Source organism: Mucilaginibacter aquaedulcis, assembly GCF_030409325.1.
Lineage (GTDB): Bacteria > Bacteroidota > Bacteroidia > Sphingobacteriales > Sphingobacteriaceae > Mucilaginibacter > Mucilaginibacter aquaedulcis.
Genome location: NZ_JAUFPR010000002.1, coordinates 1,303,903 through 1,328,737, shown reverse-complemented (window position 1 = coordinate 1,328,737; position 24,835 = coordinate 1,303,903). Strand labels below are relative to the sequence as shown.

Here is a 24,835-nt window from a genome sequence, read left to right as displayed (position 1 = left end):
TGGCGACCACCAATAACAAAAACACGATTATGAAAAGTTTAAAGACTAAAACCCGCCTTATCCTTACACTGCTATTTGTAGTAATTATAGGTTTAATAAGCTGTAAAAAAGAAAGTACAACAAATCCGGCCGCGGGTTCTGCTGCTATTTTGTTCGGTGTAAAAGCAGACCAGGTATCTTCATCTCTGGTGTCTGCTTCTGTTTCGGCTGTTAATGCAACAACTGCCATGGTGAACTGGACTGAAGGTATAGCAAACGTGAGTAAGTTTGAATTTGAAGCCAGGAAAAATGGAATAAAAAAAGAAATAGAAGTAAAGGGCTTAACAAATGTTGATCTGTTTGCCTTAGCCCCTTCATTTGCAAACGCCCCGATTGATACAGGTGTTTACAATGAGATTGAGGTAAAAGTGGTACTCGCAAAGTCCAATGCCGCTATTCCACTAACATTGAAAGGAAACCTGACCAAAACGGACGGAACGGTTATCCCGGTTGAACTTTACTTTAATGAAGATCTGGAAATTAAGGCAGAAGCAAAGAACGTGACAATTGAAAAAGCATCCGACCTGAAGACCACCATCATGCTTCATTTGAATGGAATATTCCAGCAAATAAGCATTGCCGATCTGCAGCAGGCCACCCTTACCGATGGTAAAATTATCATTAGCTCAACTTCAAATAATGTTATTTATAACAAGGTGAAAGTTAATATACAACAAATTGCCGAAACCGAATTTGAACATAGGCACCATGATGGTAGTGATGATAATGGTGGTGATGACAACCATGGCGGAACGGAAGGACACGGATAATTGATATTTACCCCTGATTATAAGTCCGGTTCCGTTTTATACGGTTCCGGCTTATTATTATCATGGCGATCAGGAAAATAGCAGCGATTAATAGCATATAAATAATAAACCTATGATGATCATGTTGCTTCTCAAAGCCACCTATCAGCCTCATGTGAGTCCAATAGGCGGGCAATTTTTGTGTTGATGGTATATGATCATCATTAAGGTAGTCGAGTTTTGCTTGTTGAAGGGCCCGGGTAATTGTAAAACCCTTTTTCAGGTAAGTATGGAATTTTTTAGCAATGTAAGCTGTAGCATTATCATCGGCTTTCCACATTGATGCTACGATATTATTACAGCCTGCGTAAGAAAATGCCCTGGATAAACTCATCAGGCCTTCGCCATTAACCAGTTCACCCGTTCCGCTTTCACAGGCGCTGAGCATTACAAGCCTCGTTTTATCCAGTTTTAAATTATAAATTTCCGGCTGGAATAACTTATAATTTATGTCTGTGTTGTTTGATGAGGGATAAAAAACAATGAATGATTGATCTGGATTTTTATCATTAGCATAGGCATGAGTAGCTAAATGAATGGTGCCAAATTGATGGGCCGCATCTACAAATGCTTGTTTTGTGGCTTTTGGGCCGAATAGTAAATAGCCTCCCATTGCCTCTATTTCTTGTTTTGAGGCAGGTAAAGAAGCCCATTCAGAGCCTGCGATCTTTTCATCAAAGGGGGCCATGCCCAGGCTGCCAGGGTGTTTAGCCTGGGCAGCATTATTCCCCAGTAGTATAGTGCATGAATAGTTATAGGTGATGGTGAATTGTTTTAAAAGTGATTTAGCTTTATTATTGATCAATAATTCAAATGGGAGATAATTCAACTCATCATCAGGAATTATCATCAGATCTTTTTTGTCTTTAATGAATGGCTCTGCCTGCTTAATAAGCTTTGAATACAATGATTGGCCAATGGCACGCATTTGTTTGTTATTGTTTCCGGTCTTGTTTTGAGCCAGCAGATAAGTGCTTTTAACAGATGCTTGAAAATCTGCAGGTGTAGTACTCGTGAAAAAATTGAAAGTATTTTTAGTGATCACAAAGCACAACACATACTGCTTACTCAGGTGATAAGAAAGGATAGCACCTTGCTCAGGTATGATCTTTTGAATGGATATTAGGCTAACGTTATCGCTATGAGAATTAAACTGGCTAAAACCTGTTTGTTGGTTTACCTGCTGCTGAACCGAAACCAGTTTAATAACTTCATCATTTACTGTTCTCTTTAACTTAAGCAGGGCCAAACTATCTGTTTGCCCCGATGCCTGCAGGGTTAGGCGGGTTATATTTGCTTTCAGGTCGATTTCCTGTTTCAGCAGCATCGGAGATATGCCGCTTTTAACTTTTAGTTTTGATTGTTCCAGATAAAGGGCCAGCGTACTGGCTTTATTTTCCTCATCAAGGCGGTAAGCCTCCTCTATGTAATTTTTATTGTGAGTTAGGCGATATAATTGCAAGCATAAATCAATCGGCTGCTGATGCAAGGCATATTTTCGATTACTAATGAGGTATCGTGCTTCATCATTTTCGTAAAACCGTTCCACATGATCTGCCAGTTTGTAAAAGGACAAATAGGTTTTTAATGCCGCGTCCAGGTCTTTAATACGGTGGTTTTGTGTATACAATGACTCTAAAGCGGCGGCTTTTGATGATAACACATCCAATAATTCGGCACTATTAAAAACGGTGTTAAAATTATCAGGGTTGGCATAAATGTCATTACTTTGGAAATCTAAAAGCAGGTTATTGATTGACTGCTGATAATAAATCAGACCTTGTTCCATTTGCTTTTGAGCAACCAATACATCGCCCAAATATTTCAGTGTGATGCCATGATCGCTGTTTTTATGATCATGATTTTTTTGCGTATTTATGGATTCGGCTTGCTTTAAATAGCTTAATGCGCCATTGAAATCATGCAACTGCAAGCTGGCTTTTCCAAGGTCATTCAGTTTTTTTTGATCCTGATAGTTTACTTGTTTTAAATAAGATATGGCCAGCCTGCTTTCGCCCATAGCCAAGTATACCGAACCAATATTGTGTAATAATTTATCAGTTTGTTCATGAAGCTGTAAGGCCTGTTGATATAGTTTCAGCGCGTCGTTATATCTTTTCAGTTTGCGGTAGGCCGAGGCAAGGTTGCTTTTATAGCTCACCATAAGCGAATTTTCGATGTTGCCGCGGCTTTCAAGTGTACTGATTGCACGCTCATAATAAGGAATGCTTTTAGTATAATTACCTCCCGAATAGGCAATAACACCCAGGGTATTGTACAACCTTTCTACCTCATTTATTTGGGGGTATTTTTCGGCGATGACCTTTGCGCGGTTATAAAAGATCTCGGCTGAGTCGAGCTTGTCCTGCTGATAGTAGCTGTTCCCGCAATAAATGAGTGGCCTGAAAATGGCTGAGTCAGGAATAGATAAAGTTATATTTTTAACCTCAAACGCTTTTGTAAAGTAGGTAATGGCTTCTTTCGGGCGATTTAGCACCTGTAAAAAGGCGCCTGTATTTATGCAGGCTTTTAACAAAAAGGGTGCGTCGGTTCCGGTCTTCGATAAAATGCTAATAACCTGTTGATATAAAATGAGAGCCTGCTGATCTGTTTGATCAGTTGGCTTATCGGCAGTGGCAAATTTTTCTGCCCTGGCAAATAATATTTTATATTCGGGTTGCTGAACAGGAGCAGCAAGAGCTATAGATTTAGCCGCCAAGCAGCTTAAAAAAAAATATACAATTAGCCAGGCCCGGTACATGAATTAAATATATGTAAAAAGCCGTTAGCAAAAGTTACCTGCTTACAACTATAATGCATGGCGGCCTTGCACGGGTTGCTAAACGCTGCACCGATAAACCGGCTAAAACGAGCGAACCTGAAATTCCCGATGATTGTATTAAATTTTGACTGAAAATAGTTGTTTTGCGTTCTTCCAGTAAATCGGTGAGATATTGTGGGATTTCTTTTGCCGTACGGTAAAAATATATTTTAACGTTTAGTCCATTGAGGGCTCGATTACTGCCATCATTTAAGCGATAGGCCAGTTTAACTTCTGCCGTGGCGCCGGTGTCAATTCCCTGGTTACGTACAGATTTTGCCAGGTTTATGCGCGCATCATCACCATTTATACTGATGCCCACTTTTTTACAGCTGCCATCTTCGTCAAAAATATTGTTTTTGCCGGTGCCGGGGAGCACCAGTTTGGTATTGGCATTATAAATTGGGGTTGCGATACTGTCGCCTGCCGATAGGTTATAGATCTTATCCTGATAGTTTATGCCTGATATAATTACGTATGATGTAAGCGTATTTCCACCAACTTTGGCCGGAGTAAATGTAACTTTATACATAAGCCCTGTTTCGCTTTTGTTTACATTAATCTCTCCCGTAGCGTCTTCAATTTTAAGTCCTTCAGGCGTACTACTGTAGGTGCCGGCCTCGGCGCTAAGAGGTTTAATGATATTTGCCGCCTCCTGAACAAAAAATAGAGAATCGGCATAAATATGATTGTTTGTTCCTCCTTGTCCGGGAGAAACAGGCGTTTCTGGTGGGGTACCTACCGGGCTATCGGTAAATGGTGACTTATCCTTAGAGCATGATAAAAACAAGCACATTACACAGGCAAGCAGCACAAAAAACAACCTCTTGATCATAGTCTGGTTTAATTTTCAGGATATTTTATTTAATAAAAATAAACAAAAATCGGGTTTACAAAAAGTACGCCGTAGTTTGGATTAGTATAATAACCCTTTATTTGCTAAAACCTGTTGAATTATAGGTTTTAGCAAATAAAGGAGAAAGATATTTATGAGGCTCTTTGCGATTTTATAAGTGTTCCGTTAGCTTTGAATGAAGCCTCGTACGCCACACCGCTTTTTGTAAAGTGAGCCTTATACAAACCATCGCTGGTAAGTTTCCATTCTCGTACTGCAACACCCGGAAATGCTTTGTTAAAAGCTGCTAATACCTTTGCCGGAACAGTAATATTTTTATCATCATTACCACTGTGTTTGGGCTGGTTATCGTCATTAACATCATGTTTTACATTGTCATCAGCGCCATCATGTTTGGCGGCTGTAGTACTAATTTCAGCAGCTGGACTAACCGGTGAAACCCCAGCTGTTTTGCTGCAAGATGCAAATGCCAGTGCAGCTGCCGCAAGAATTAAAGTTGACTTTTTCATAATAATTTGATTTAAATTTTAATGTTAGTAAACGCTGTTTGGGATGATGTAACCTCAAATTGAATTTTTTTTGAAAAAGGTTAAGCAAATTGATGCAAATGAACCAATGGGCATGGAATCACATTGATGTGTGTGTGCGTTTTTTCATCATACCAACCTCTTTAGAAACGTTGGGTAGGGGGTATCAAAGAGTCCTGTTGGTTGACTCCATTCATCAATTACATCAGATAAAAGGTATCTGGTGAAACTGATTGAACAGGCTTGGGAAGATTGGCCATCTCCATCAAATTTCGCTCAATTGTTTTTGAAAGAGCCGTCATTGGGGTATCAGTAGGTTTGTTTTGAAAAGGATCCTGCATCAATATCGCGGTGCGTTCAATAGCTATAAACAATACAGGAATGATAGTAGCAAGAAAAATTACAATTACCCAATGATGGTCGTCAAGCCCAAAAGGGAAGATGGTGGTCAAAACATATATCAAAAAATGTATTAAAACGCTGTAAGCACGAGGGAAAACTGTGTTTTTAATACGTTCGCATCTTCCCATGGAGTCTGTTAATCGCTGAATGGTACTGTCCAGCTGTACCTGTTTGTTTGCATTTAGTTGGTAGTGTTCGCTTATGGCCGCTAACTCTTCCGCATGTTTGGATAGTAACATATTAGGTCTGTTGTCACTATCCGCACCAAGTTCATTTATGTATTGGGTGACTTTTTCAGACGAGGGGCATTTTCTCAAACTTTCTGCCAGAGTATAACACCATATAGACTGTCTTATGGCCATTTTTTCTATATATCCGGCCTTATTTTCGTCATTAGGCAAAAACTGAACCAATTGCCTGATTAGGGTACGACTATCGTTAACAATAGCTCCCCATACTGTTCTTGCTTCCCACCATCGCTCATATGATTGAGATGTTCTGAAGGCAAGTAGCAGAGATAGTAATGTGCCTACCATTGCCGATACACCGAGAGGAATGGTAAGATCTTTAAAGAAAGTGAAATAATCCAAAGCTCCCACAATGCAGGCATACAGAAAAATAGCGATCACATCCCATTTAATAAGCCGCAGGAAATAGGTTATGGAAATTGGTTTAGATAGTAACATAAGTTTTCATTAATCATTTGATGTTCAAAACGTTTCTGAACACTTAAGATGCTTTACGGTTGTTTTAAAAGTTTTTTAACAGTAGAAATAAGCTTGTATATATCAAAGGGTTTTGGCAGATAAGCATCATAGTTCAAGTTGGCCAATGATACGGCCATTTTGTGATAGGCGGTCATTAATATAACCGGTATATGTTTTGTTTCCTTTGTGTTTTTAATAACCTTGCAAATTTGCCCTCCCGACATACCTGGTAGCATATAATCAGTTAACACTAAATCAGGTTTGAAATTTTTTATGGATAATAATATATCCTCAGTTCGTTCAATTCCTTGCACCTCGTATTCTTCCGAAAGAATCATCGTAGTGACACTTAATATTTCAGGGTCATCTTCAATTATCAGTATTCGTTTATTCATACGTTAGATTAAAAGTAATAAGTTAGGCAATGGCCATGATAGATTTTAACCGATGTTCATCAACCGGTTTTGATAAATAGCCTTTTACATGCGGATAAAGGATACATTTTTCCCGGTCACGTTTATTAAGCGATGAAGTAAGTACGTAAATTTTACTGATTTTAAAAAGGGCAGAGCTTAATTGGTCGAATTCTTTTAAAAAAGCCCAGCCATCCATTACCGGCATGCTTATATCCAAAAATATGTAGTCGGGAAGCTCAGAAGGATCACTTAATAATAATTCCTTTAACTTATCTATTGCCAGCTGTCCATTTGTACAAGATTCGATCACGTAGTCTGATGATACACGATATAAAAATGCTTTCAATATCACATTGTCAAGTTCAGCATCATCTATTAATAATATCTTTGGTGGCATTGAGCTAAGGTTGGTTAAAAAATTAATACTTTATTATCGTCAATGCTTCAAATGTTGCCATTTGAGCCTTTAGATTAGTTTATAATGTTGGCTACAATTTAAATCAAAGTTCAGTTGTTGTATTTAGGTTTGGTTTAACTAATTGCTTTAACATTTTAATCCGAGGTTTGTTCCGGATTTTTATTCGCTGATGCTAATTTAATCAATTCGGCAACAAACACTACGGTTATCAGAAGAATCTTCCTCCAATTCTGAATCTACGCACGAACATATTTAAACCGATTGTTTTCAGTGCTTCTTTCTCTTTTAAGGCGATTTTCCTTAACAAGTTTTAATAATATGCCAGAGAGTTCCGTAGTTTTTATATCTGCATTAAAGTGTTCGTTGCAGTATTCAACTATTTCTGATATGGAACGATACTCATTAAAGAAATCAGTTTGAAGTAACTGATGCAGGATTTTAGTTGCACCATTTTTTTTAGGTTCGGTTGCTGCCGTACTTTCATCATTGCTATGGCTATTTTTCGTGCCGAATTCATATTCATGCTTGTTAGTCGATTCTGTTAGCAGATCAAGCAATCGGTCAAGGATTCGAACCTGTACAGCTTCAGATTTAAAGGAATTTACAATTGCTGCCAATTCAATAAGTTCCTTTTTTAGTTTTTCTATGTGTTTGCTCATGGCTCAGCGTAAAAAATATGTTATCTTATTGGATTTTTTCGCGTATAATTTAGTGTTATTGCTATAATCAAATTTGTATTAAGTATTGTAACTGATTAATTACTAATGACTTGTATTTATGTTTCTGGTTTTTTATGTTTCTGTTGGTAGAGTTTGATTTAATAATAAGTAGTGGAATAGCAATTTTGGATTGAAAGTCGGTTTGGTTTATTTGTAAACTCTTGACTATTATAGCACTATGTTTTTAATTTTATGGAAATTGCGAAGGAGATAATCGCATATTGATATTATTGTGTGAATTTCTGTAAATATGGTTAATACTATTTTTCTGTATTTACTACATAAATAATATTCTATCCATTCGGGTATGAACCAATACACATTAATTCTTAAATTGACGAGAAAGTTATTAGTACGCAGTCAATATTGAGGATTCATAGAATTTGCAGGGAGAACCCGATTACAATACAATATTTAAGCCCGCTGTTTTGCTTTTGTTATATCGTTAAATATTTTATTGAATGCTCTGATACATTCCTTTCGGATATTTTGGGGAAGGGTAGAGTTATGAAGAAAGCCGAATATGATATGCTCATCTTTAAGCGCTATAAAACAATGATTTGTAAGCTGATCTTTAACCCGTTGAGACCGGTTTATGGTTCCTTTTCTGAACCAAGTAGTGTATTTTTTTTGTATGCCTGCAAATTCGGTTTTAAATTGTTCAATTTTGGCAGGAAGATCTGTACTTAAATTACCTTTTATTAGTGTCATCAATGGCTAATAACACATCTTATGCTACTTGGCTTTTGAGTTTGATTGTTTGGGAGTTTTACGGGAAAAATTGTATAGGTAGTGATGAGTTGTAGAAATATATTATTGTAAAAACGGCATATCAAACGGTAAAAGTGGCTGGGTTTCATCAATGCTAACCCAGCCATTCTAATTTTCATAACTGTTACTTAGTATAAATGCCATTCTCAATATCGGCAAGTAGTGTTGAGTTCATCGGATGCCAGCTTAAACGTTCCTGGGTTAGTTCACTTGATGCCGGACAATCTATTGCAGCAAAGTGCGAAAACCAGCCGAAATGTTCAGCCGCGGCTTCAGGCGCTACCGACACTACCGGGATATTCATTTGATTGCCTATAGCTTCGGCAATGCTTTTGAAAGTGATGGCCTCTTCTGCAGAGCCGTGAAAACGGGCTCCCGGTGCAACGTTTTCCAAAGCCAGTCGGTATAAATGTGCGGCATCCAGCCTATGTACGGCATTCCAGCGGTTTTGGCCATCGCCAATATAGGCAGAAACACCTTTCTCCCGGGCTATGTTAACCAGTATTGGTACAAAGCCATGTTTATCATCCTGCCCGTGAACTGAGGGTGACAGGCGTATTACTCCCGCGCGAACACCTAAAGCTGCTACGGCATCAGCTGTATGCTCGGAAGCTCTTGGGAAATGTGGGTTAAACGGTGGAATAATTTCTTCTGTGGCCAGTTTTCCGGGACTAACCAGCGCGGTACCCGAGGTAACAATAAATGGACGATTTGATCCGGCCAATACTTTGCCGATGGTTTCGATAGCCGTTTTATCTACCTGACATACCTCCTGAAACCGGGTGAAGTCATGTATAAAGCCCGCATGGATTACGCCATCGGAACTTGTAGCTCCGCTGCGAAGGCTGTCAAGATCTTCCAGATCACCTCTATGAACTTCTGCTCCAGCCTTGATTAGTTTATTAGCTGATTCTTCAGAACGGGCTAAACCTAATACCTGGTGACCAGCCTTTATTAATTCCTGCACAATGGCAGTACCTATGAAGCCTGTGGCCCCTGTAACAAATACACGCATAACTGATTCTTTTATTTAATACAAAGATGCTGTGTATTGGTGTGGATGATTTATCCAAATCTGCGTTTGATTTAGCCAAAATCATGAAAAGCTTTTTACAGCATTACTTGTACCTGTTCAAATCATTGTTGGTCAAGTATTGTAATGGCTTGGTGTAATTTCTTTAGGTTCCTGCAAGCAATTAGCTTTTTTTAAACCATAATTCTTTGGACGGTAAAAAAACGAGTTCTGTCTGAGAGTTATACAAAAATTAAACTAATGGTTCAGATATGAAAACACAATTAATGATGAAGCCAGCACTAATGGCTGTAGCAACTGCCTTAACAATTTTTTCCTGTAAAAAAGGAAACGTAACCACAATGCCGCCGACGACACAATATAACGTTAGTCAAACCAATTTAATAGCCGACGCGGCAGGATTTAATGCAGCCAAAATTGATCCTGATTTGGTTAATGCCTGGGGGCTGGCCGCCAATCAGATCGGGATAGTATGGGTAGCTTCAAACCACAAGGCACTAAGTACTATATATGATACCACGGGGCAAACCCTTCGGTTGCCGGTAAGAATTCCGTCAAATGGTAATCAAACAGGTAAACCTACCGGCATGGTGTTTAACAACTCATCTGATTTTGGTAATAACAAATTTATTTTCGCGGATGAAAACGGAACTATCTCCGCATGGATCAGTAACGACGATGCGGCAATAGTAGCAAACGGAGGGCCGGGGGCGGTGTACAAAGGCCTTGCAATGGCTACCAATGCTGGCGCTAATTTTCTGTATGCCGCCAATTTTAAAGCAGGGAAAATAGATGTGTTTGACAAGGAATTCAAACATGTAGACACTAATGGATTTACCGACACTACCATCCCTGCCGGGTTTGCACCGTTTAATGTTCAGAACATTGGCGGGATGCTATACGTTACTTATGCTAAATTGGCCGGCCCTGATAATGTAAATGACAGCCCTGGCCCTGGCAATGGCTATGTTAATATTTTTAAACCAGATGGCACGCTGGTTAAACGCTTTGCTTCACAAGGCTCACTCAGTTCTCCCTGGGGGGTTACGCACGCACCGGCTGGTTTCGCCGCCCAAACGGAAACTATTCTGGTAGGTAATTTTGGCGATGGCAGAGTTAATGTTTTTGATACTGATGGAAATTATAAAGGACAATTGCAGGCCAATGGCCAACCTTTAACCATTGAAGGTTTATGGGCACTTGACTTTGTTAAACCAGACCCGGCGGCCAGTAGCAGCCTGTATTTTACCGCAGGACCTGGCGGAGAAGCGCACGGACTTTTTGGATTTCTTAAAACTTCAGTTGCCACTAACAATCCTAATAATGGGAACAACACCAATATGGGTCTTCAGGATATTGATGTTTAATAATTAATTTTTTAGTGTAAAGTTGGGTGTAATCAGAGGGTGTTAGTTTCATTACTGGCGCCCTCGCTTTTTAAAAAAACGGTATAATTTTCAATAATTAAAAAACCTGAACTCAAAGCTTTAAATCTTATCATTTGTTCGGTTGGCGGCCATAATAACCTTAGCACGTTGATAAAAACTTTGCAGCTCCATTTGCTGTTCCACCTCTTCAAGGGCTTTCATCAGGTTGTTTTTTGTCTCGGTTAATTGAGCAGTGGCAGTGATCATTATCTGCCAAACAGGTTTCATCTGGTTAATAAGTTCCTGACCTTTTTCTGTTAACTGAATTAAGCGTTTTCGTTCATCGGCTTTATCTTTTTTTGATTTAACAAGCTTTTGTTTTTCCAGTTCCTTTAACAAACTGATGGTTGAGGGATGTGAGTATCCAATTTCTGCAGATAGCTCAACTATACTTAAAACATGTTTAACATGCAAAGTATACATAACAGGAAACCACTTAGGCTCAAAATCAATACCATGAGCTTTATAAATCAGCAAACCATCTTTACGCATTTGCTCGGCAAGGCGCTGTAAGCGCGTGGCAATGGCCAGAAGGCCTAAATCGTTTATAACATTCATCGATGCATTTATTGAGTTAAATGTAGCTGATAAAACATATTATCTGTTTTCATGAGCGGGAAATATGAAGGCAGATCATTAATATCAATGGAAGAAAAACCATTGCGCTCGTAAAACCTATGCGCCGCTTTTAATTGGTGAACGGTGCCTAAATAGATATGTACTATCTCGTTGTCGCGGCAAAATTGCAATAGTACATCAAGCAGCCGCTGGGCTGTGCCAAACTCCCGGCCACGATATTCCTTTTTAACAAACATTTTGCGGATGCAGCCTGTATTGTTTCCACAATTGATCAGCGCGATAGTGCCAACCAGCTCATCGCCCAAAAACGCGCCCCAAAATTTACCGCCTCCCTGGTGGTAGTTAGCTTCAATATCTCGAAGATCAGGCTGCTGATCGATAGTGATAGGCAGGCTAAACTCAACCTGCTGAATAGTTAAGATAATATCTATAACCTGATTACAATAGTCGTTATAAATAGGCCGGATAGCCAGTGAATGTTCCATGTCAAATTATTTGTATACAAATATACGTAGTTAACTACATATATTTGTACTTTTTTCTATTTAATTGAAAAAATGCCCAGCTGTAATGCAATCCTGAATGCGTTGAAAAATGAAGAATAGAGGAGGAATTTACAATATCGTGTAGCTTAAAATCTTTGCAAATTATTTATTGCAAAGATTTTAAGTTGGGTTTTAATAAATATCAAAAGAGATATTCAAATCAGGGCAGATTGATTTTGTTAACCGTATGGTGAAGGGAACTTGTAAAAAAGAGAACCTTTTCACTATTAGATAATGCCAGCCCTGTGGCATCTACATGAGCAGCTAAAACGGTAAGTAAAGTTGGGCATGTGGCACAACGGGTAATTACTTTGATATCACCTTTATCAGCCAAATACAATTTTGTTCCATCTTTATTAACAGCGATATCGGTGAGGCCGTCAAACGTTGTTGGAGATAAAATATTAAGTACGGAGCCGGAGTGGGTAACCTCAAACACACCATGAGGGAGCGTTACAAACTTATTGTCATTACTTGTAGTGCTTACTGCTGTTGCATATACAATAGCACCATCAGCGCCATCAGTGCTGGCTATGGCGCCACCAGCACCGGCTCCAGGAGTGCCGTCAGGTTTAATGCTTTCTAAATAAACTACCGATTCACCATCATATAAATTGTTTGGGTACCAAAAAAATGTACCGTCGGCGCTTTTACTTAACCCGCCTGTGGAACAATGTTGGCAACCCAGAAAGCTGATATAATTTAATGGCCCGTTTTTATATAGCACTGTTGTTCCCTGATCATTCATTGCTATGGTTCCGTCGTTTGTGCGTGCCAGGTTGGAAATACCCACAAGACCGGTGTTTTTAACTACAGTTGATACAACGCTGTTGCTAATTTTCCTGACAGCGCCGTTACGCTGATCGGCCACTAACAATGTTCCATCAGGGTTTACAAAAATCCCGTAAGGTTGATTAAATCGAGCGCTGCCACCAGTGGCATTTACATATCCTGCATGATCCTTTGATCCGGCTACCACCGTCGGGACAGCGGCAACTGCCTGGACAGCAGCTATTGAACTAACTGAAGTTGTTTCGGATGAATTTGTTGGTGATGAAGGTGGTGTTATCTCATCTCCACGCTTGCAGGCAAACAAGCCGATCATAAATACGGCAAACAAAAAAAGGCTGATCTTTTTCATGGCTAAAAATTTAATGAGGTTAATGTTTTATATACTATTAAGAAATTATTTTTAACAGGAATAAAATGGCTGATATTGCTAAAGAACTATTCTTCGCTTATTAGTCGGATTAAAAAGAAAGAAGGAAACAACTGTACTATATTCCTGACTCTTCAGGATATAAGAGCCGCGGATCAAGTCTGGTTTCAAAACCGCATTCCCTATATCATTGTAATGAAAATGTTGCACTTGCCGAACTTTTGTGTAGATTCGGTTTTAAAAAAACCAATTGCCCTCTTTAACAGCTTTAACGGATCTTGAATTGCTCGACCTGATGCGGTCTGGCAATCAGCGTGCTTTTACGATTATTTATAATCGTTATTGGCGGCTCCTTTACGGTCATATCTATAAAATGTTAAGAGATGAGGAAGATGCAAAGGATATCCTTCAGGATGTTTTCAGCAGCTTATGGCTATCTCCTGAAAAAATACCCGATCTGTCAAACTTTGCCGGCTATCTGTATACTATGGCCCGGCATAAGGTATTAAATGCCATCAGGAAGAATAAATATAAAAATGATTATCTGGAATCGCTGGCGGTTTTTGTAACAGAGTCAAGCGAAGATACCCTGCAATATATAGATACCCGCGACCTGATGGCCGCGATTGAAAAAGAAATTGCCGCTTTGCCTCCACGAATGCGGCAGGTGTTTGAGATGAGCCGCAAAGAAAACCTTTCGCACAAGGAGATCGGGAAATTGCTGGGTACTTCTGATGAAACCGTGAAAAAGCAGATCAGTAAATCTCTTAAAGTAATACGCTACAACTTAAAAGAATCTGGCGGTGCCGCGCTGCTATTGCTTGCCTTATGGCGTTAATGCAATTATTAAAAAATTTATTTTTAATAACGATACCCCCTTGGTGATTCCCGTGTGTCTTACTCTTAAACCGACCAAGTAAGACCTAATTTCATGAACCAGCAGCAAGCAGATCAACTTATTGAAAAATATTTAAATGGCACCGCTACGCCTCATGAACAGCAACTTGTTGAAAACTGGTACGCCTCACAAAGTGAAAAAAGATTTTTATCTGATGCTGATGATTTTGAACATCTGCGTGCAGAGCTTTTTGAAAAAACGCTGATGAGGGCAAATATTAAATCACCGAAAAGGATAATGCGGTTGTGGCCAATGATTGCCGCGGCAGCTTCTGTTATTTTGGTGATCGCTGTTACAATTCATTTTTATAAAAAAAACCAACCGGTTTTAACTGCGGGTGTGCTGCACCATAAAACTCCTGCCCGGGAAGTGTTACCCGGTGGCAATAAAGCTATACTTACGCTGGCAAACGGACAGCAGATCATGCTTACCGGAGCAAAGAACGGACGTTTAGCAAATGATAACGATGTAGCGATTGATAAAACAGCCGATGGGCAGTTGAGGTATCAACGAGGTAATGCCAATTCGGAAAAGGTAAATTATAATACTATGACCACACCGCGGGGAGGGCAATATAATGTAACCCTCGCTGATGGTACAAAGGTTTATTTAAATGCTGAATCGTCCATTACTTATCCAACAGATTTTAAGGGGAATGACCGCACCGTACGTCTTGATGGTGAGGCTTATTTCGAGGTGGCGCATAACGCGTTAAAACCTTTCAGGGTTGTGAGCAATGGCCAAACAATAGAAGTATTAGGAACCCATTTCAATGTACACAGCTATCGTGATGAGCAGCTTGTAAAGACAACCCTGTTGGAGGGAAGTGTGAAAATTATTTCAGGATCAAATACAGCAATGCTTAAACCAGGCCAGCAGGCTCGGTTAGATCCATCTGCAAAGCAAACGCGGATAAATATCAGCGAGGTAAATACAGAAGAGACAGTAGCCTGGAAAAATGGCTTGTTTGAGTTTAACGATTCTTCTATTAAAGAAGTAATGCAAAGCGCAGCCCGTTGGTATGACCTTGATGTTAGCTATGCAGATCATCCGTCAGATATTAAAATTACGGGCAGCATGTCCAGAAATGTTAATCTGTCAGGCCTCATTAATCTATTGGAGTTTGAGGGAGCAAAATTCCGCATCGACGGAAAAAGTATTAAAGTGCTTAATTAAGCGGGGCGGCACATGAGAAGGCCGGGGTCCCGATTTTACAATAAAACCATTTATTAACCTAAAAAAAGTATTATGACAAAAGAGATACAACACTCCTCCTAAAAGAATTGGGGCTCTGTCGGTACAATCAATATTGATCCTGTACAAGCGACATAAAAAAGCCGGAATGTGTTGCACCACGTTCCGGCAAATGGTCTGGGCCCCAAATCATCAGTATTGACGAATTGAACTTAAGCGTTTAACCCAAACTTTACTAAAGTATGAAAATTAAATTAAAGCCCGGGGCTATATGGCCCGGTATGTCCAAACTATTGCTGGTTATGAAACTTATCGCTATTATATTGTTTGTAGCATTTACACAAGTACACGCCGGAAGCTTTGCACAAAACATTACGATACACGAGAGCAATGTACCTGTTGAGCGGATATTGCAGCAGATAAAAAAACAAAGCAACTATCATTTTATTTATGACAGCAAGCTTAATCTGTTGAAAACTCAGATGGTATCGGTGCAGGCCGATGGTGCTACTATAAACCAGGTTCTGGATCAATGTCTTAAAGATTTGCCGGTGAGTTATACCATTATTCAGCAAACCATTGCTATAAAGGGTAACGCTGAAAAAAATCAGATAAAAGCTGCCGAAAAAGTACCGGTTACTATTACAGGTAAGGTAACAGATGCCAAGAATCAACCCTTACCGGGTGTTAATATTGTGCTGAAAGGCAGCACTCAGGGAACTGTAAGCGCATCCGACGGTAGTTATCAGTTGAAATTGGCTGATAACAAAGGGATTCTTGTCTTCAGTTTTATCGGATTTTTAACTACAGAAGTAGCTTTAACTGCCGACAAAACCGTAATAAATGTACAGCTGAGGGATGAGCCTCGAAACCTTAACGAAATTGTTGTGGTAGGTTACGGAACCCAGCGCCGTGGCGATATTACCAGTGCTATAGCCAGTGTTAAGTCTGAGAGTTTTGTTAAAGGTTCGGTAACCGACGCGGCACAGCTTATTCGGGGTAAAGTAGCAGGTTTATCGGTTGTAACTACTGACGGTAACCCAACCGCTACCTCTCAGATTAATTTACGTGGTATAACAACACTCTTGTCTGGCACAGCTCCCTTAGTTTTAATTGATGGTGTACCAGGAACCTTAACAACTGTTGCTCCTGAAGACATCGAATCAATCGACGTTTTGAAAGATGGTTCAGCCGCGGCAATTTATGGTACAAGAGGAACAAATGGCGTAATCCTTATCACTACCAAAAAAGCTAAAGCTAATACCGCACCTTCAATCGAACTCAACACTTATTTTTCAACCCAGCGAATTACAAAAAAGCTCGATTTTATGAATGCTGATGAATATCGTCAGCTGGTTGCAGAGAAAAAACCCGGAGCCACAGATTATGGTTACAATACAAACTGGCTTGATCAGGTTACCAGAACTCCATTTTCGCAGGTTTACAATATTAGTTTAAAAGGTGCTACTCAAAACACCAATTATGTAGTTAACCTCAATTATCGCAGACTTGAGGGAATAATGAAACAATCGGACAATAACATTTTATACCCCCGAATTGAGGTAAACCATAGCATGTTTGACGGTAAGTTAAAACTAAATGCCAACCTGAGCGGCTTTGAACAAAATTATTACGTAGGCACCTCCGGTGATCTTAATAATGCCAGCGGTATTTCGGATGCCGGTTTTAATACTGCTGTATACAGAAATGCACTAACTTATAATCCTACAGATCGTATTAAAGACGATAGCGGAAAATTTATTGAACATCCTGATAAAACGGATTATCAAAACCCGGTGTCGCTGCTACAAAATACTATCGGGTTAAATAAGAGCAGCAATTTACGCACAATTGGAACAATAACTTACCTGCCAATAGATGACCTGAATATTAAATTGTTAGGATCAAGAAATCTAAATAACTATAATGTTGGTTACTACGAAACAAAAGATCAATATTCAACGGTTCACGACGGCAAAAATGGGTACGCTGCTGTAACTAATCTTCGCAATCAGGAAGACTTGATTGAATTGACCGCAAATTACAATAAACGATTTAATGACCATCAGATCAATGTATTGGGTGGTTATAGCTGGCGGCAATTAAATGCTCAGTTTTCAAGCATGTCAAATTTTGATTTTCCGACAGATGAGTTTACCTATAACAACATCCGTGCTGGTTTGGCATTATCACGTGGTCAGGCAACATTGTCTTCTAATCAGTCTGAAAATAAGTTAATCAGCTATTTTTCAAGGGTAAACTACAGTTATAAAGATAAATATTTACTTACCGCGAGTATACGTCGTGAAGGTTCATCAAAGTTTGGTGCAAATCATAAATATGGAAACTTTCCTGCTGTTTCCGGCGGGTGGAATTTAATGAAGGAATCCTTTCTTGGAAATAGTAAAACATTAAGTAATCTGAAATTAAGAGCGGGATATGGTATAACAGGAACAGAACCCGCATCAGCTTATCAATCACTGGATAAATTGAATTTTAATACTTATAGCTATTTTAACGGTCAGTTTATTCAGGTTGTGAACCCATCAAGTAACTCAAACCCTGATCTTCGTTGGGAGAAAAAGGCGGAGATCAACATCGGTCTTGATTTTGGCTTCCTGAACAACAGGTTAAGCGGAACTATTGATGCTTATAGACGCAAAACTACCGACCTGTTATTCAACTATCCGGTAGCTTCGCCGCCATACTTATATAGCAATATAATTGCCAACGCGGCTTCTATGCGAAACGAGGGCATTGAGGTGCAGATTAATGCCATTCCGATTACCACTACCAATTTTCAATGGAATACCTCTGTTAATTATTCAACCAACAAGAATAAACTACTCTCGCTGTCTGATAAAAACTTCCAGCTGGCCAGTGGCTTTTTTGACGTAGGCTACACTGGCGAGCCAATTCAGCAACAAACCGGTCGTGTACAGATAGGACAGCCGCTTGGTAACTTTTATGGCTTCAAGAGTGTAGATATAGATGAAACCGGCCACTGGATCATACAGGGTGCGGATGGTAAGCCCAAACCAATAGCCAATCAGCAGGCAAGTGACAAAACTATTCTGGGTAACGGCTTGCCTAAACACTACCTGAGCTGGAATAACTCCTTCAACTACAAGCGTTTTGATCTTAATATCACCATGCGTGGTGCTTTTGGTTTTCAGATCTACAATTCGGCGCAATTGTTTTATAGCGCGCCGGTTATGTTAACCAGGGGTAATTTGCTGAAGGGAGCGTATGATAAAATTTATAATAAGGTTCCTCTCGCAGATGATCAGTCGCTGCAATATGTTAGCTATTATATAGAAAACGGTAGTTTCTGGAAAATAGACAATGTTACGCTAGGGTACAATTTGCCTGTTAAAACTAAGGCCATAAAAGGTATCAGGATATATGCATCGGCTTCTAATTTGAAAACCTTTACTGGTTACAAGGGGATAGATCCGGAAGTTTCTATTCTAACGTCTGACAACAGCTCTAACCTGCTGGCTCCGGGAGTTGACGATAAGAACAGGTATCCTGCAACATCTACATATACATTAGGCGCATTTTTTACCTTTTAATCAGACATTTTTATGAAAACTATAAAAAACACCATGGTTGCAGTATTACTGTCGTTAACGGTACTCACAGCCTGTAAAAATAATCTCAACGAAACCCTTTATTCTGATGTCACCTCATCCACCTATAAATATGATAATCCTTATGCGGCAATAGGCATTGTTTACGCCAACATGCGCAACCTGTTTAGCCATACTAATTATTACATGCTACAGGAAACTACCAGCGACGAGTTGGTGATGCCGGCAAATGCTTCCGGATGGGATGACGGTGGTATATATAAACACATGCACCTGCATACTTATAATTCACTTGATCCGCAGGTGAACAACATGTTCAATACTTTTTATAACGGTATAATTAATGCTAACCGCATTATTGTCCAAATTCAAACTGATGTTATTAAACCACCCGCAGGCGTAACTAAAGAATCATTTCTGGCTGAGGTTCAGGTTGCACGTGCTTTTTACTACTGGCTGGTTTGCGATAATTTCGGAAACGGTCCGCTGGTGACCAATACAGATAAAACTTTGCCCTCCATGACCAGCCGCAAAGACATCTATAATTTTATAGTTACCGAAATCACCGCGGCCTTACCTAATTTAAGCGAAGCGCAGGATAAAGTAATGTATGGCCGCTTCAACAAATGGGCAGCCAAGGCTCTGCTGGCCAATGTTTACCTGAATGCAGAGGTTTATAGCGGTGAGGCCAAATGGACAGAATGTTTGCAGCAATGTAATGACATTATTGGTAAATACTCACTGGAAAACAACTACTCCGATATCTTTAAAACACAAAATGAAAGCTCGCCAGAAATAATATTCGCTATTCCTTTTGATCAAACGCTGGCACAGGGGTTTTTCCCGGAGATGTTTTCATGGCATGGTGCGCTTAAAGGCAAAAAAAATATGCAGGCTACACCATGGGGTTCAGGCTCGGCAATGGGCGTTTCGCAATTTATTGATACCTACAGTGCCAATGATGAACGCCTGGCTGATACATGGCTCATTGGGCCGCAGCTTGGTACAGATGGCAAACCTTTACTGGGTTCTTATGACCAGGCGGGTAAGCCACTTAACTTTACCAAAGATATTCCAAACAGTTTGTTTACCGGCGAATCTGAAGGCTATCGCATGAACAAATTTGAAGTGCAGTTAGGTGCCATGTCAAACCTGAGTAACGACTTTCCATTTTTCAGATACGGACAGGTGCTGATGATGAAAGCAGAATGCCTTTTACGCACCGGCGATGCCGCGCAGGCAGCCACTTTGGTAACCAACGTTAGGAACCGGGCCTTTAAAACAGCACCCGCGGAAGCAATCGTTACAGCAGCCGACCTGGTTAAAAACTCCGTTTATAAATATGGGTACGTTGAGAATTATAAAATAACCGACGCAGGCGATCAATCGACTATTCAGTATGGCAAGTTTCTGGATGAGCTTGGTTATGAGTTTGCGTGGGAGGCCTTCAGGAGGAGGGATGATATACGCTTTGGTGTGTACACCAAGAAAAGCTGGCTTTCTCATAAGCCACAGGGCGATACCAAGATTATTTTTCCATTGCCTGAGCCTGCTTTAAACTCTAATCCAAATCTTAAACAAAACCCTGGTTATTAAAAAATATACGGCACCGCTCATTCATTGGCGGTGCCGTAATAAACATTACCATATGAATATTCTTAAAAGAAAACTTGTTTTACTTGCTCTTCCGACATTGATGCCTTGTGTAACCAACGCACAGCAGAGCATAGTAAAAATGACTCCGGTTAATTTTTCACAAGTGCAGATCAATGATAACTTTTGGTCGCCACGAATAAATACAGTTACGAATGTTACCATTCCCGTTTGTATTCAGCAAACCGAGGTGGTAACTCCCCGTATTCGGAATTTTGAAAAAGTAGCGCGCAAGCAGGGCGAAAAACATGAAGGCATATATTTTGATGACTCAGATGTTTACAAAGCACTGGAGGCCATCGCATACTCCCTTAAAAACCATCCCGACGCTAAACTGGAAGCAAAGGCCGATGAATGGATAGATAAAATAGCTGCCGCACAGCAACCCGATGGCTACCTGAACACCTACTACACACTTTCGGGATTGGAAAACAGATGGTCGGACATGGAAAAGCATGAAGATTACAATGCCGGCCACCTGATTGAAGCTGCGGTAGCGTATTATAACACTACAGGAAAAAGAAAATTGCTTGATGTGGCGAGTCGTGTTGTTGATAATATTGACAGTACTTTTAAACAACAAAACCGTCATTGGGTTTCGGGCCACGAAGAAATAGAACTTGCACTTGTTAAATTATATAAAGCAACAGGCAAAGAAAAATACCTTGACCTGGCCGATTGGTATTTGCAGCAGCGCGGGCATGGTTATGGCCGGGGCGCTATCTGGACTAACAGGCACATGGGCGAAAAATATTGCCAGGATGATGTGCCTGTAAAGGATCAGTCACAAATTGAAGGTCATGCGGTAAGGGCCATGTATTTGTATACCGGTGCAGCCGATGTTGGCGCAGCCCGTAATGATCCGGGATATTTGAAAGCCATGAATAATGTTTGGGAAGATGTAGTATACCGCAATATGTATATTACCGGAGGCATTGGCTCATCAGGAAGCAATGAGGGTTTTACAGTTGATTATGATCTGCCAAACAAAAGTGCCTATTGTGAAACCTGTGCTTCGGTGGGTATGGTGCTTTGGAACGAACGCATGAATTTACTCACTGGCAACGCCAAGTTTGTTGATGTGCTGGAGCGCAGTCTTTATAACGGAGCGTTGGATGGTTTGTCATTAAGCGGCGATCATTTCTTTTACGGCAATCCGCTGGCTTCGGATAATAACTATCAACGGAGTGAGTGGTTCGGTACCGCTTGCTGTCCTTCCAATATCGCCAGGTTGGTTGAATCATTGGGTAATTATATTTATGCATCCAGTGATGATGCCATTTGGGTAAACCTTTTTGTTGGCAGCAGTACTGATATTGCGCTAAAAAAAGGAAAGGTACAATTGCAACAGCAAAGTAATTACCCGTGGAACGGAAATATCAAGCTGACTGTAAATCCGGTTTCCAAAACTAACTTTCCATTGCATATACGTATCCCGGGTTGGGCCGTAAATCAACCGGTGCCGGGCGAAACATATCAGTTCACCGATAAAACCGACAGTACATTTACCATTGCCTTAAACGGTAAACCTGTAAAATATAGCATGCAAAACGGTTATGCGGTAATTGCCCGTGACTGGAAAAAAGGCGACTTGCTGACTCTGAATTTACCAATGCCTGTTCGTAAGATCAAAGCGATTGATAGCGTAAAGGTAAACGTGAATAAAATAGCACTGCAAAGGGGGCCGCTTATGTATTGCGTTGAACAGGTTAACACCGATCAAAATAAACAGAGTTACATAGTTCCGGAAAATACCGCCTTTAACACTGTTTACGATCAAAACATGCTGAATGGTATAGTGATGATCAAAGCACAGGTTCCGGTTTTAACGCCTACGGCAGACGGAAGCGGTATAAAAACCGAACAAGGTACTCTTACTGCTATACCTTATTACTCCTGGGCAAATCGCGGTAAATCGGAAATGCAGGTTTGGTTGCCAACGCGTGTAAGCAGCGTAAATATCAAGGCTAATAGTAACGACCAATAAGACTTTAACCGGTGACAGTAATAAAAAATAATGAGGCTAAGGCAATAAAACAGGTCAGCAAAAAAAAGATACTCTTTTTTAAGCTGACAGCTATTGCTATGCCTTTTTTATTGCTGGTTTTGCTTGAAGGTTTGTTAAGGCTTTCAGGCTATGGGCATAACCTTTCATTATTTGTAGCTGATAAAAATTGTCAGGATTGCCTGGTTATGAATAAATACGTTTCTGAGCGTTATTTTACCAATAATGCAAACGCCACTGTAGGCAATTTTGAACCCTTTAAAGCAAAAAAGCAGAAAGGCACTATCCGCCTTTTTGTTTTAGGCGAGTCTACAACCATAGGTTATCCATACATGCACAATGGTGCTTTTCATCGCTGGTTAAAATACAGGTTGCTGCAAATGTACCCTGATGCCGAGTTTGAGATCATTAATCTTTCACTTACCGCTGTAAACTCTTACACCGTACTTGATATGGCGAAAGAGTTAGATAAGTATGAACCAGATGCGGTGCTCATTTATAGCGGCCATAACGAATACTATGGTGCCCTTGGTGTTGGTTCAACAAGCAGGTTGGGTAGTAAACAGTGGATGATACAATCACTTATATCCCTCAAAAAATTGAGGGTGATTCAGCTTGCATTCAATACAGTATCGGCATTAGGAAATATCGTTCGGAAAAATGAGATCAATGTAAACCAAAGCCTGATGGAAAGGATGACGGCCGATCAGCATATTGGTTATGAGTCGGTTAAATTTAAAACCGGAGTTACGCAATTTGCCAGGAATATTGATGCAGCATGCGGCTTACTCTCGGCTAAAAAAGTTCCGGTTTTTATAAGTAACCTGGTAAGTAACGAAAAAGACCTGCCACCGTTTGTAAGCAATCGTGATCCGGATAATTCTGCCGCCATAACTTATCAAAAAGGAATGGCAGCCTATCAACAAAAAGATAGTCTTAAAGCCAAACAATTATTCATCAAGGCGAAAGATCAGGACCTGCTGCGATTCAGGGCGCCTGAGCAGATGGATAGCGTTATTTCAGCAGTGGCTAAAAAGTACTCGGGTGTTTATTTGGTTGATACAAAAAAAGCATTTGAAAGCAGATCTCCCTTTGGAATACTGGATAAAAGCACACTGCTTGAGCACGTGCACCCCAATTTGTTGGGTTATTCGCTCATGTCTGAAGCATTTTTTCAATCACTTATTGCTCATCGCATCATTACGGCTAAGCCGGTAAATGGCATCTCTGTTGAACAGTTGCAACAACAGATGCCAATAACCAAAGTCGATTCTCTTTTTGGCAATTATAGTGTTGTGTTTTTAAAAAGGGGATGGCCATTTAACGATTTGAAAATTGCCGATCCTGCTCCCAGTACACCTGAAGGACTTATTGCTATGCGTATGCTCAAAAATGGTTTGCCCTGGAATGATGCTATGGATCAGCTCATGAACTATTATCAGCAAAAGAATGATAAGCAGGCCATGTTAAAAGTAGCTGAAGCCGTAATGCTTGAATATCCTTACGACCCTACATTTTACCTTTTTGCCGGGCAGCTCGGTGCCGAAACAAATGATAGCTTCAAAGCAATTAACTATTTGCACCGGGCTTTTATATTAAAGCCCTCGATAACACTGGCGCAAAAGCTTTTTGCATTAGAAATAAAGAACAATCGTCCCGAAAGGGCAATTGCCTACATCGACTATGCAATGAAAGATAACCCCAGCAACAGCATGTTAACGGATGTTAGAAAGAAGCTTATCAACATTATAAGCATTAAAAATGCACTTAGAAAAGACACGGCCAATATTCTGCTAAAAGAACGGTTGACAAAAAACTATACCAGCCTGGAAAACAGGAGCAATTAATGTTACTGAGTATGATAAATGATGCACAATCAAACAATAAGAACAACCGTAAATTCGGATTGGTGCTTGGTGCTGTTTTGGCCGTAATGGCTTTATACCAGTACATTAAAGCCCAACCTGCCTGGCCTTACTTTGCCTGTTGTTCGCTGGTTCTGCTTGCTTTGGGGAGCATTAAGCCGTCATGGCTTTCGGTACCCCGTATGCTTTGGGAAAAACTATCGCATTATCTGGGGTACATAAATACTCACATATGGCTTACCCTGATCTACATACTCGTGTTTGTGCCCATAAATTTGATTTTTAAAATGATAGGCCGGGATCCGCTGAACAGAAAATACCTGAACCGGCATAATTCATATTGGCTTACCGAAGATAAGCCGACAGTTTCCTCTTCATTAAAAAAACAGTTTTAAAAAT

At 40.1% G+C, this 24,835-nt stretch carries 21 protein-coding genes; 9 read left to right on the top strand and 12 right to left on the bottom strand.

Annotation, left to right across the window (positions count from 1 at the left end; all coding sequences use genetic code 11):
* Window positions 1-29 precede the first annotated feature (29 nt).
* Entirely contained in the window at window positions 30-809 is a 780-nt protein-coding gene (locus QWZ01_RS09985; RefSeq protein WP_290323170.1) for a hypothetical protein, read from the top strand.
* Between the two features lie 7 nt (window positions 810-816).
* Here the strand turns inward: QWZ01_RS09985 and QWZ01_RS09980 are convergent, their stop codons facing one another.
* The 9 genes from QWZ01_RS09980 to QWZ01_RS09940 all read right to left on the bottom strand — a co-directional run bounded on the left by QWZ01_RS09980 (window position 817) and on the right by QWZ01_RS09940 (window position 9,500).
* A complete protein-coding gene (locus QWZ01_RS09980) occupies window positions 817-3,567 on the bottom strand; it encodes a CHAT domain-containing protein (protein ID WP_290323169.1) in 2,751 nt (916 codons plus the stop codon).
* Between the two features lie 76 nt (window positions 3,568-3,643).
* Window positions 3,644-4,504, bottom strand: coding sequence for a hypothetical protein (locus QWZ01_RS09975; RefSeq protein WP_290323168.1), 861 nt, complete (start codon window positions 4,502-4,504; stop codon window positions 3,644-3,646).
* Between the two features lie 152 nt (window positions 4,505-4,656).
* The gene (locus QWZ01_RS09970; RefSeq protein WP_290323167.1) at window positions 4,657-5,034 is read right to left on the bottom strand and encodes a hypothetical protein; all 378 of its coding nucleotides are present in this window, start codon (window positions 5,032-5,034) and stop codon (window positions 4,657-4,659) included.
* Window positions 5,035-5,252: 218 nt separating this feature from the next.
* Window positions 5,253-6,140 (bottom strand): bestrophin family protein, encoded by an 888-nt coding sequence (locus QWZ01_RS09965; RefSeq protein WP_290323166.1) that lies wholly within the window; start codon window positions 6,138-6,140, stop codon window positions 5,253-5,255.
* A 53-nt stretch (window positions 6,141-6,193) separates the two neighbouring features.
* Window positions 6,194-6,556, bottom strand: a complete 363-nt coding sequence (locus tag QWZ01_RS09960; protein ID WP_290323165.1) for a response regulator — start codon at window positions 6,554-6,556, stop codon at window positions 6,194-6,196.
* 22 nt (window positions 6,557-6,578) lie between these two features.
* The gene (locus tag QWZ01_RS09955; RefSeq protein ID WP_290323164.1) at window positions 6,579-6,974 is read right to left on the bottom strand and encodes a response regulator; all 396 of its coding nucleotides are present in this window, start codon (window positions 6,972-6,974) and stop codon (window positions 6,579-6,581) included.
* A gap of 257 nt (window positions 6,975-7,231) precedes the next feature.
* Window positions 7,232-7,654 carry a hypothetical protein gene (locus QWZ01_RS09950; protein WP_290323163.1) on the bottom strand — a complete coding sequence of 141 codons (423 nt, stop codon included), beginning with the start codon at window positions 7,652-7,654 and terminating at the stop codon, window positions 7,232-7,234.
* 474 nt (window positions 7,655-8,128) lie between these two features.
* Complete coding sequence (locus QWZ01_RS09945; protein WP_290323162.1) at window positions 8,129-8,425, bottom strand: hypothetical protein; 297 nt, start codon at window positions 8,423-8,425, stop codon at window positions 8,129-8,131.
* A 184-nt stretch (window positions 8,426-8,609) separates the two neighbouring features.
* Window positions 8,610-9,500 carry an SDR family oxidoreductase gene (locus QWZ01_RS09940; protein ID WP_290323161.1) on the bottom strand — a complete coding sequence of 297 codons (891 nt, stop codon included), beginning with the start codon at window positions 9,498-9,500 and terminating at the stop codon, window positions 8,610-8,612.
* Between the two features lie 269 nt (window positions 9,501-9,769).
* Between QWZ01_RS09940 and QWZ01_RS09935 the strand changes: the two genes are divergently transcribed.
* Entirely contained in the window at window positions 9,770-10,885 is a 1,116-nt protein-coding gene (locus QWZ01_RS09935; RefSeq protein WP_290323160.1) for a TIGR03118 family protein, read from the top strand.
* A gap of 120 nt (window positions 10,886-11,005) precedes the next feature.
* On the opposite strand, the gene QWZ01_RS09930 is transcribed toward QWZ01_RS09935, so the two are convergent.
* The 3 genes from QWZ01_RS09930 to QWZ01_RS09920 form a co-directional block, all read right to left on the bottom strand.
* On the bottom strand, window positions 11,006-11,503 hold the full coding sequence (locus QWZ01_RS09930; protein ID WP_290323159.1) for a MarR family winged helix-turn-helix transcriptional regulator: 498 nt from the start codon (window positions 11,501-11,503) through the stop codon (window positions 11,006-11,008).
* Between the two features lie 8 nt (window positions 11,504-11,511).
* A complete protein-coding gene (locus QWZ01_RS09925; protein ID WP_290323158.1) occupies window positions 11,512-12,009 on the bottom strand; it encodes a GNAT family N-acetyltransferase in 498 nt (165 codons plus the stop codon).
* Window positions 12,010-12,229: 220 nt separating this feature from the next.
* Window positions 12,230-13,210 carry an NHL repeat-containing protein gene (locus QWZ01_RS09920; protein WP_290323157.1) on the bottom strand — a complete coding sequence of 327 codons (981 nt, stop codon included), beginning with the start codon at window positions 13,208-13,210 and terminating at the stop codon, window positions 12,230-12,232.
* Window positions 13,211-13,478: 268 nt separating this feature from the next.
* Here QWZ01_RS09920 and QWZ01_RS09915 point away from each other — a divergent pair, with 268 nt between their 5' ends.
* The 7 genes from QWZ01_RS09915 (at window position 13,479) to QWZ01_RS09885 (ending at window position 24,831) form a co-directional block, all read left to right on the top strand.
* Complete coding sequence (locus QWZ01_RS09915; RefSeq protein WP_290323156.1) at window positions 13,479-14,066, top strand: RNA polymerase sigma factor; 588 nt, start codon at window positions 13,479-13,481, stop codon at window positions 14,064-14,066.
* A 93-nt stretch (window positions 14,067-14,159) separates the two neighbouring features.
* On the top strand, window positions 14,160-15,302 hold the full coding sequence (locus tag QWZ01_RS09910) for a FecR domain-containing protein (RefSeq protein ID WP_290323155.1): 1,143 nt from the start codon (window positions 14,160-14,162) through the stop codon (window positions 15,300-15,302).
* Between the two features lie 260 nt (window positions 15,303-15,562).
* On the top strand, window positions 15,563-18,895 hold the full coding sequence (locus tag QWZ01_RS09905) for a SusC/RagA family TonB-linked outer membrane protein (protein WP_290323154.1): 3,333 nt from the start codon (window positions 15,563-15,565) through the stop codon (window positions 18,893-18,895).
* 12 nt (window positions 18,896-18,907) lie between these two features.
* Window positions 18,908-20,509 carry a RagB/SusD family nutrient uptake outer membrane protein gene (locus tag QWZ01_RS09900; RefSeq protein WP_290323153.1) on the top strand — a complete coding sequence of 534 codons (1,602 nt, stop codon included), beginning with the start codon at window positions 18,908-18,910 and terminating at the stop codon, window positions 20,507-20,509.
* A gap of 52 nt (window positions 20,510-20,561) precedes the next feature.
* Window positions 20,562-22,553 (top strand): glycoside hydrolase family 127 protein, encoded by a 1,992-nt coding sequence (locus QWZ01_RS09895; protein WP_290323152.1) that lies wholly within the window; start codon window positions 20,562-20,564, stop codon window positions 22,551-22,553.
* Window positions 22,554-22,564: 11 nt separating this feature from the next.
* A complete protein-coding gene (locus tag QWZ01_RS09890; RefSeq protein ID WP_290323151.1) occupies window positions 22,565-24,418 on the top strand; it encodes an SGNH/GDSL hydrolase family protein in 1,854 nt (617 codons plus the stop codon).
* Between the two features lie 11 nt (window positions 24,419-24,429).
* Complete coding sequence (locus QWZ01_RS09885) at window positions 24,430-24,831, top strand: SxtJ family membrane protein (RefSeq protein WP_290323150.1); 402 nt, start codon at window positions 24,430-24,432, stop codon at window positions 24,829-24,831.
* Window positions 24,832-24,835 lie beyond the last annotated feature (4 nt).

What these genes read in the sequence shown, in the direction of transcription:
- QWZ01_RS09985 (WP_290323170.1), top strand. Translation starts at nt 30, where the DNA reads ATGAAAAGTTTAAAGACTAAAACCCGCCTTATCCTTACACTGCTATTT.
- QWZ01_RS09975 (WP_290323168.1), bottom strand. Translation starts at nt 4,504, where the DNA reads ATGATCAAGAGGTTGTTTTTTGTGCTGCTTGCCTGTGTAATGTGCTTG.
- QWZ01_RS09970 (WP_290323167.1), bottom strand. Translation starts at nt 5,034, where the DNA reads ATGAAAAAGTCAACTTTAATTCTTGCGGCAGCTGCACTGGCATTTGCA.
- QWZ01_RS09965 (WP_290323166.1), bottom strand. Translation starts at nt 6,140, where the DNA reads ATGTTACTATCTAAACCAATTTCCATAACCTATTTCCTGCGGCTTATT.
- QWZ01_RS09960 (WP_290323165.1), bottom strand. Translation starts at nt 6,556, where the DNA reads ATGAATAAACGAATACTGATAATTGAAGATGACCCTGAAATATTAAGT.
- QWZ01_RS09955 (WP_290323164.1), bottom strand. Translation starts at nt 6,974, where the DNA reads ATGCCACCAAAGATATTATTAATAGATGATGCTGAACTTGACAATGTG.
- QWZ01_RS09950 (WP_290323163.1), bottom strand. Translation starts at nt 7,654, where the DNA reads ATGAGCAAACACATAGAAAAACTAAAAAAGGAACTTATTGAATTGGCA.
- QWZ01_RS09945 (WP_290323162.1), bottom strand. Translation starts at nt 8,425, where the DNA reads ATGACACTAATAAAAGGTAATTTAAGTACAGATCTTCCTGCCAAAATT.
- QWZ01_RS09940 (WP_290323161.1), bottom strand. Translation starts at nt 9,500, where the DNA reads ATGCGTGTATTTGTTACAGGGGCCACAGGCTTCATAGGTACTGCCATT.
- QWZ01_RS09935 (WP_290323160.1), top strand. Translation starts at nt 9,770, where the DNA reads ATGAAAACACAATTAATGATGAAGCCAGCACTAATGGCTGTAGCAACT.
- QWZ01_RS09930 (WP_290323159.1), bottom strand. Translation starts at nt 11,503, where the DNA reads ATGAATGTTATAAACGATTTAGGCCTTCTGGCCATTGCCACGCGCTTA.
- QWZ01_RS09925 (WP_290323158.1), bottom strand. Translation starts at nt 12,009, where the DNA reads ATGGAACATTCACTGGCTATCCGGCCTATTTATAACGACTATTGTAAT.
- QWZ01_RS09920 (WP_290323157.1), bottom strand. Translation starts at nt 13,210, where the DNA reads ATGAAAAAGATCAGCCTTTTTTTGTTTGCCGTATTTATGATCGGCTTG.
- QWZ01_RS09910 (WP_290323155.1), top strand. Translation starts at nt 14,160, where the DNA reads ATGAACCAGCAGCAAGCAGATCAACTTATTGAAAAATATTTAAATGGC.
- QWZ01_RS09905 (WP_290323154.1), top strand. Translation starts at nt 15,563, where the DNA reads ATGAAAATTAAATTAAAGCCCGGGGCTATATGGCCCGGTATGTCCAAA.
- QWZ01_RS09900 (WP_290323153.1), top strand. Translation starts at nt 18,908, where the DNA reads ATGAAAACTATAAAAAACACCATGGTTGCAGTATTACTGTCGTTAACG.
- QWZ01_RS09895 (WP_290323152.1), top strand. Translation starts at nt 20,562, where the DNA reads ATGAATATTCTTAAAAGAAAACTTGTTTTACTTGCTCTTCCGACATTG.
- QWZ01_RS09885 (WP_290323150.1), top strand. Translation starts at nt 24,430, where the DNA reads ATGATAAATGATGCACAATCAAACAATAAGAACAACCGTAAATTCGGA.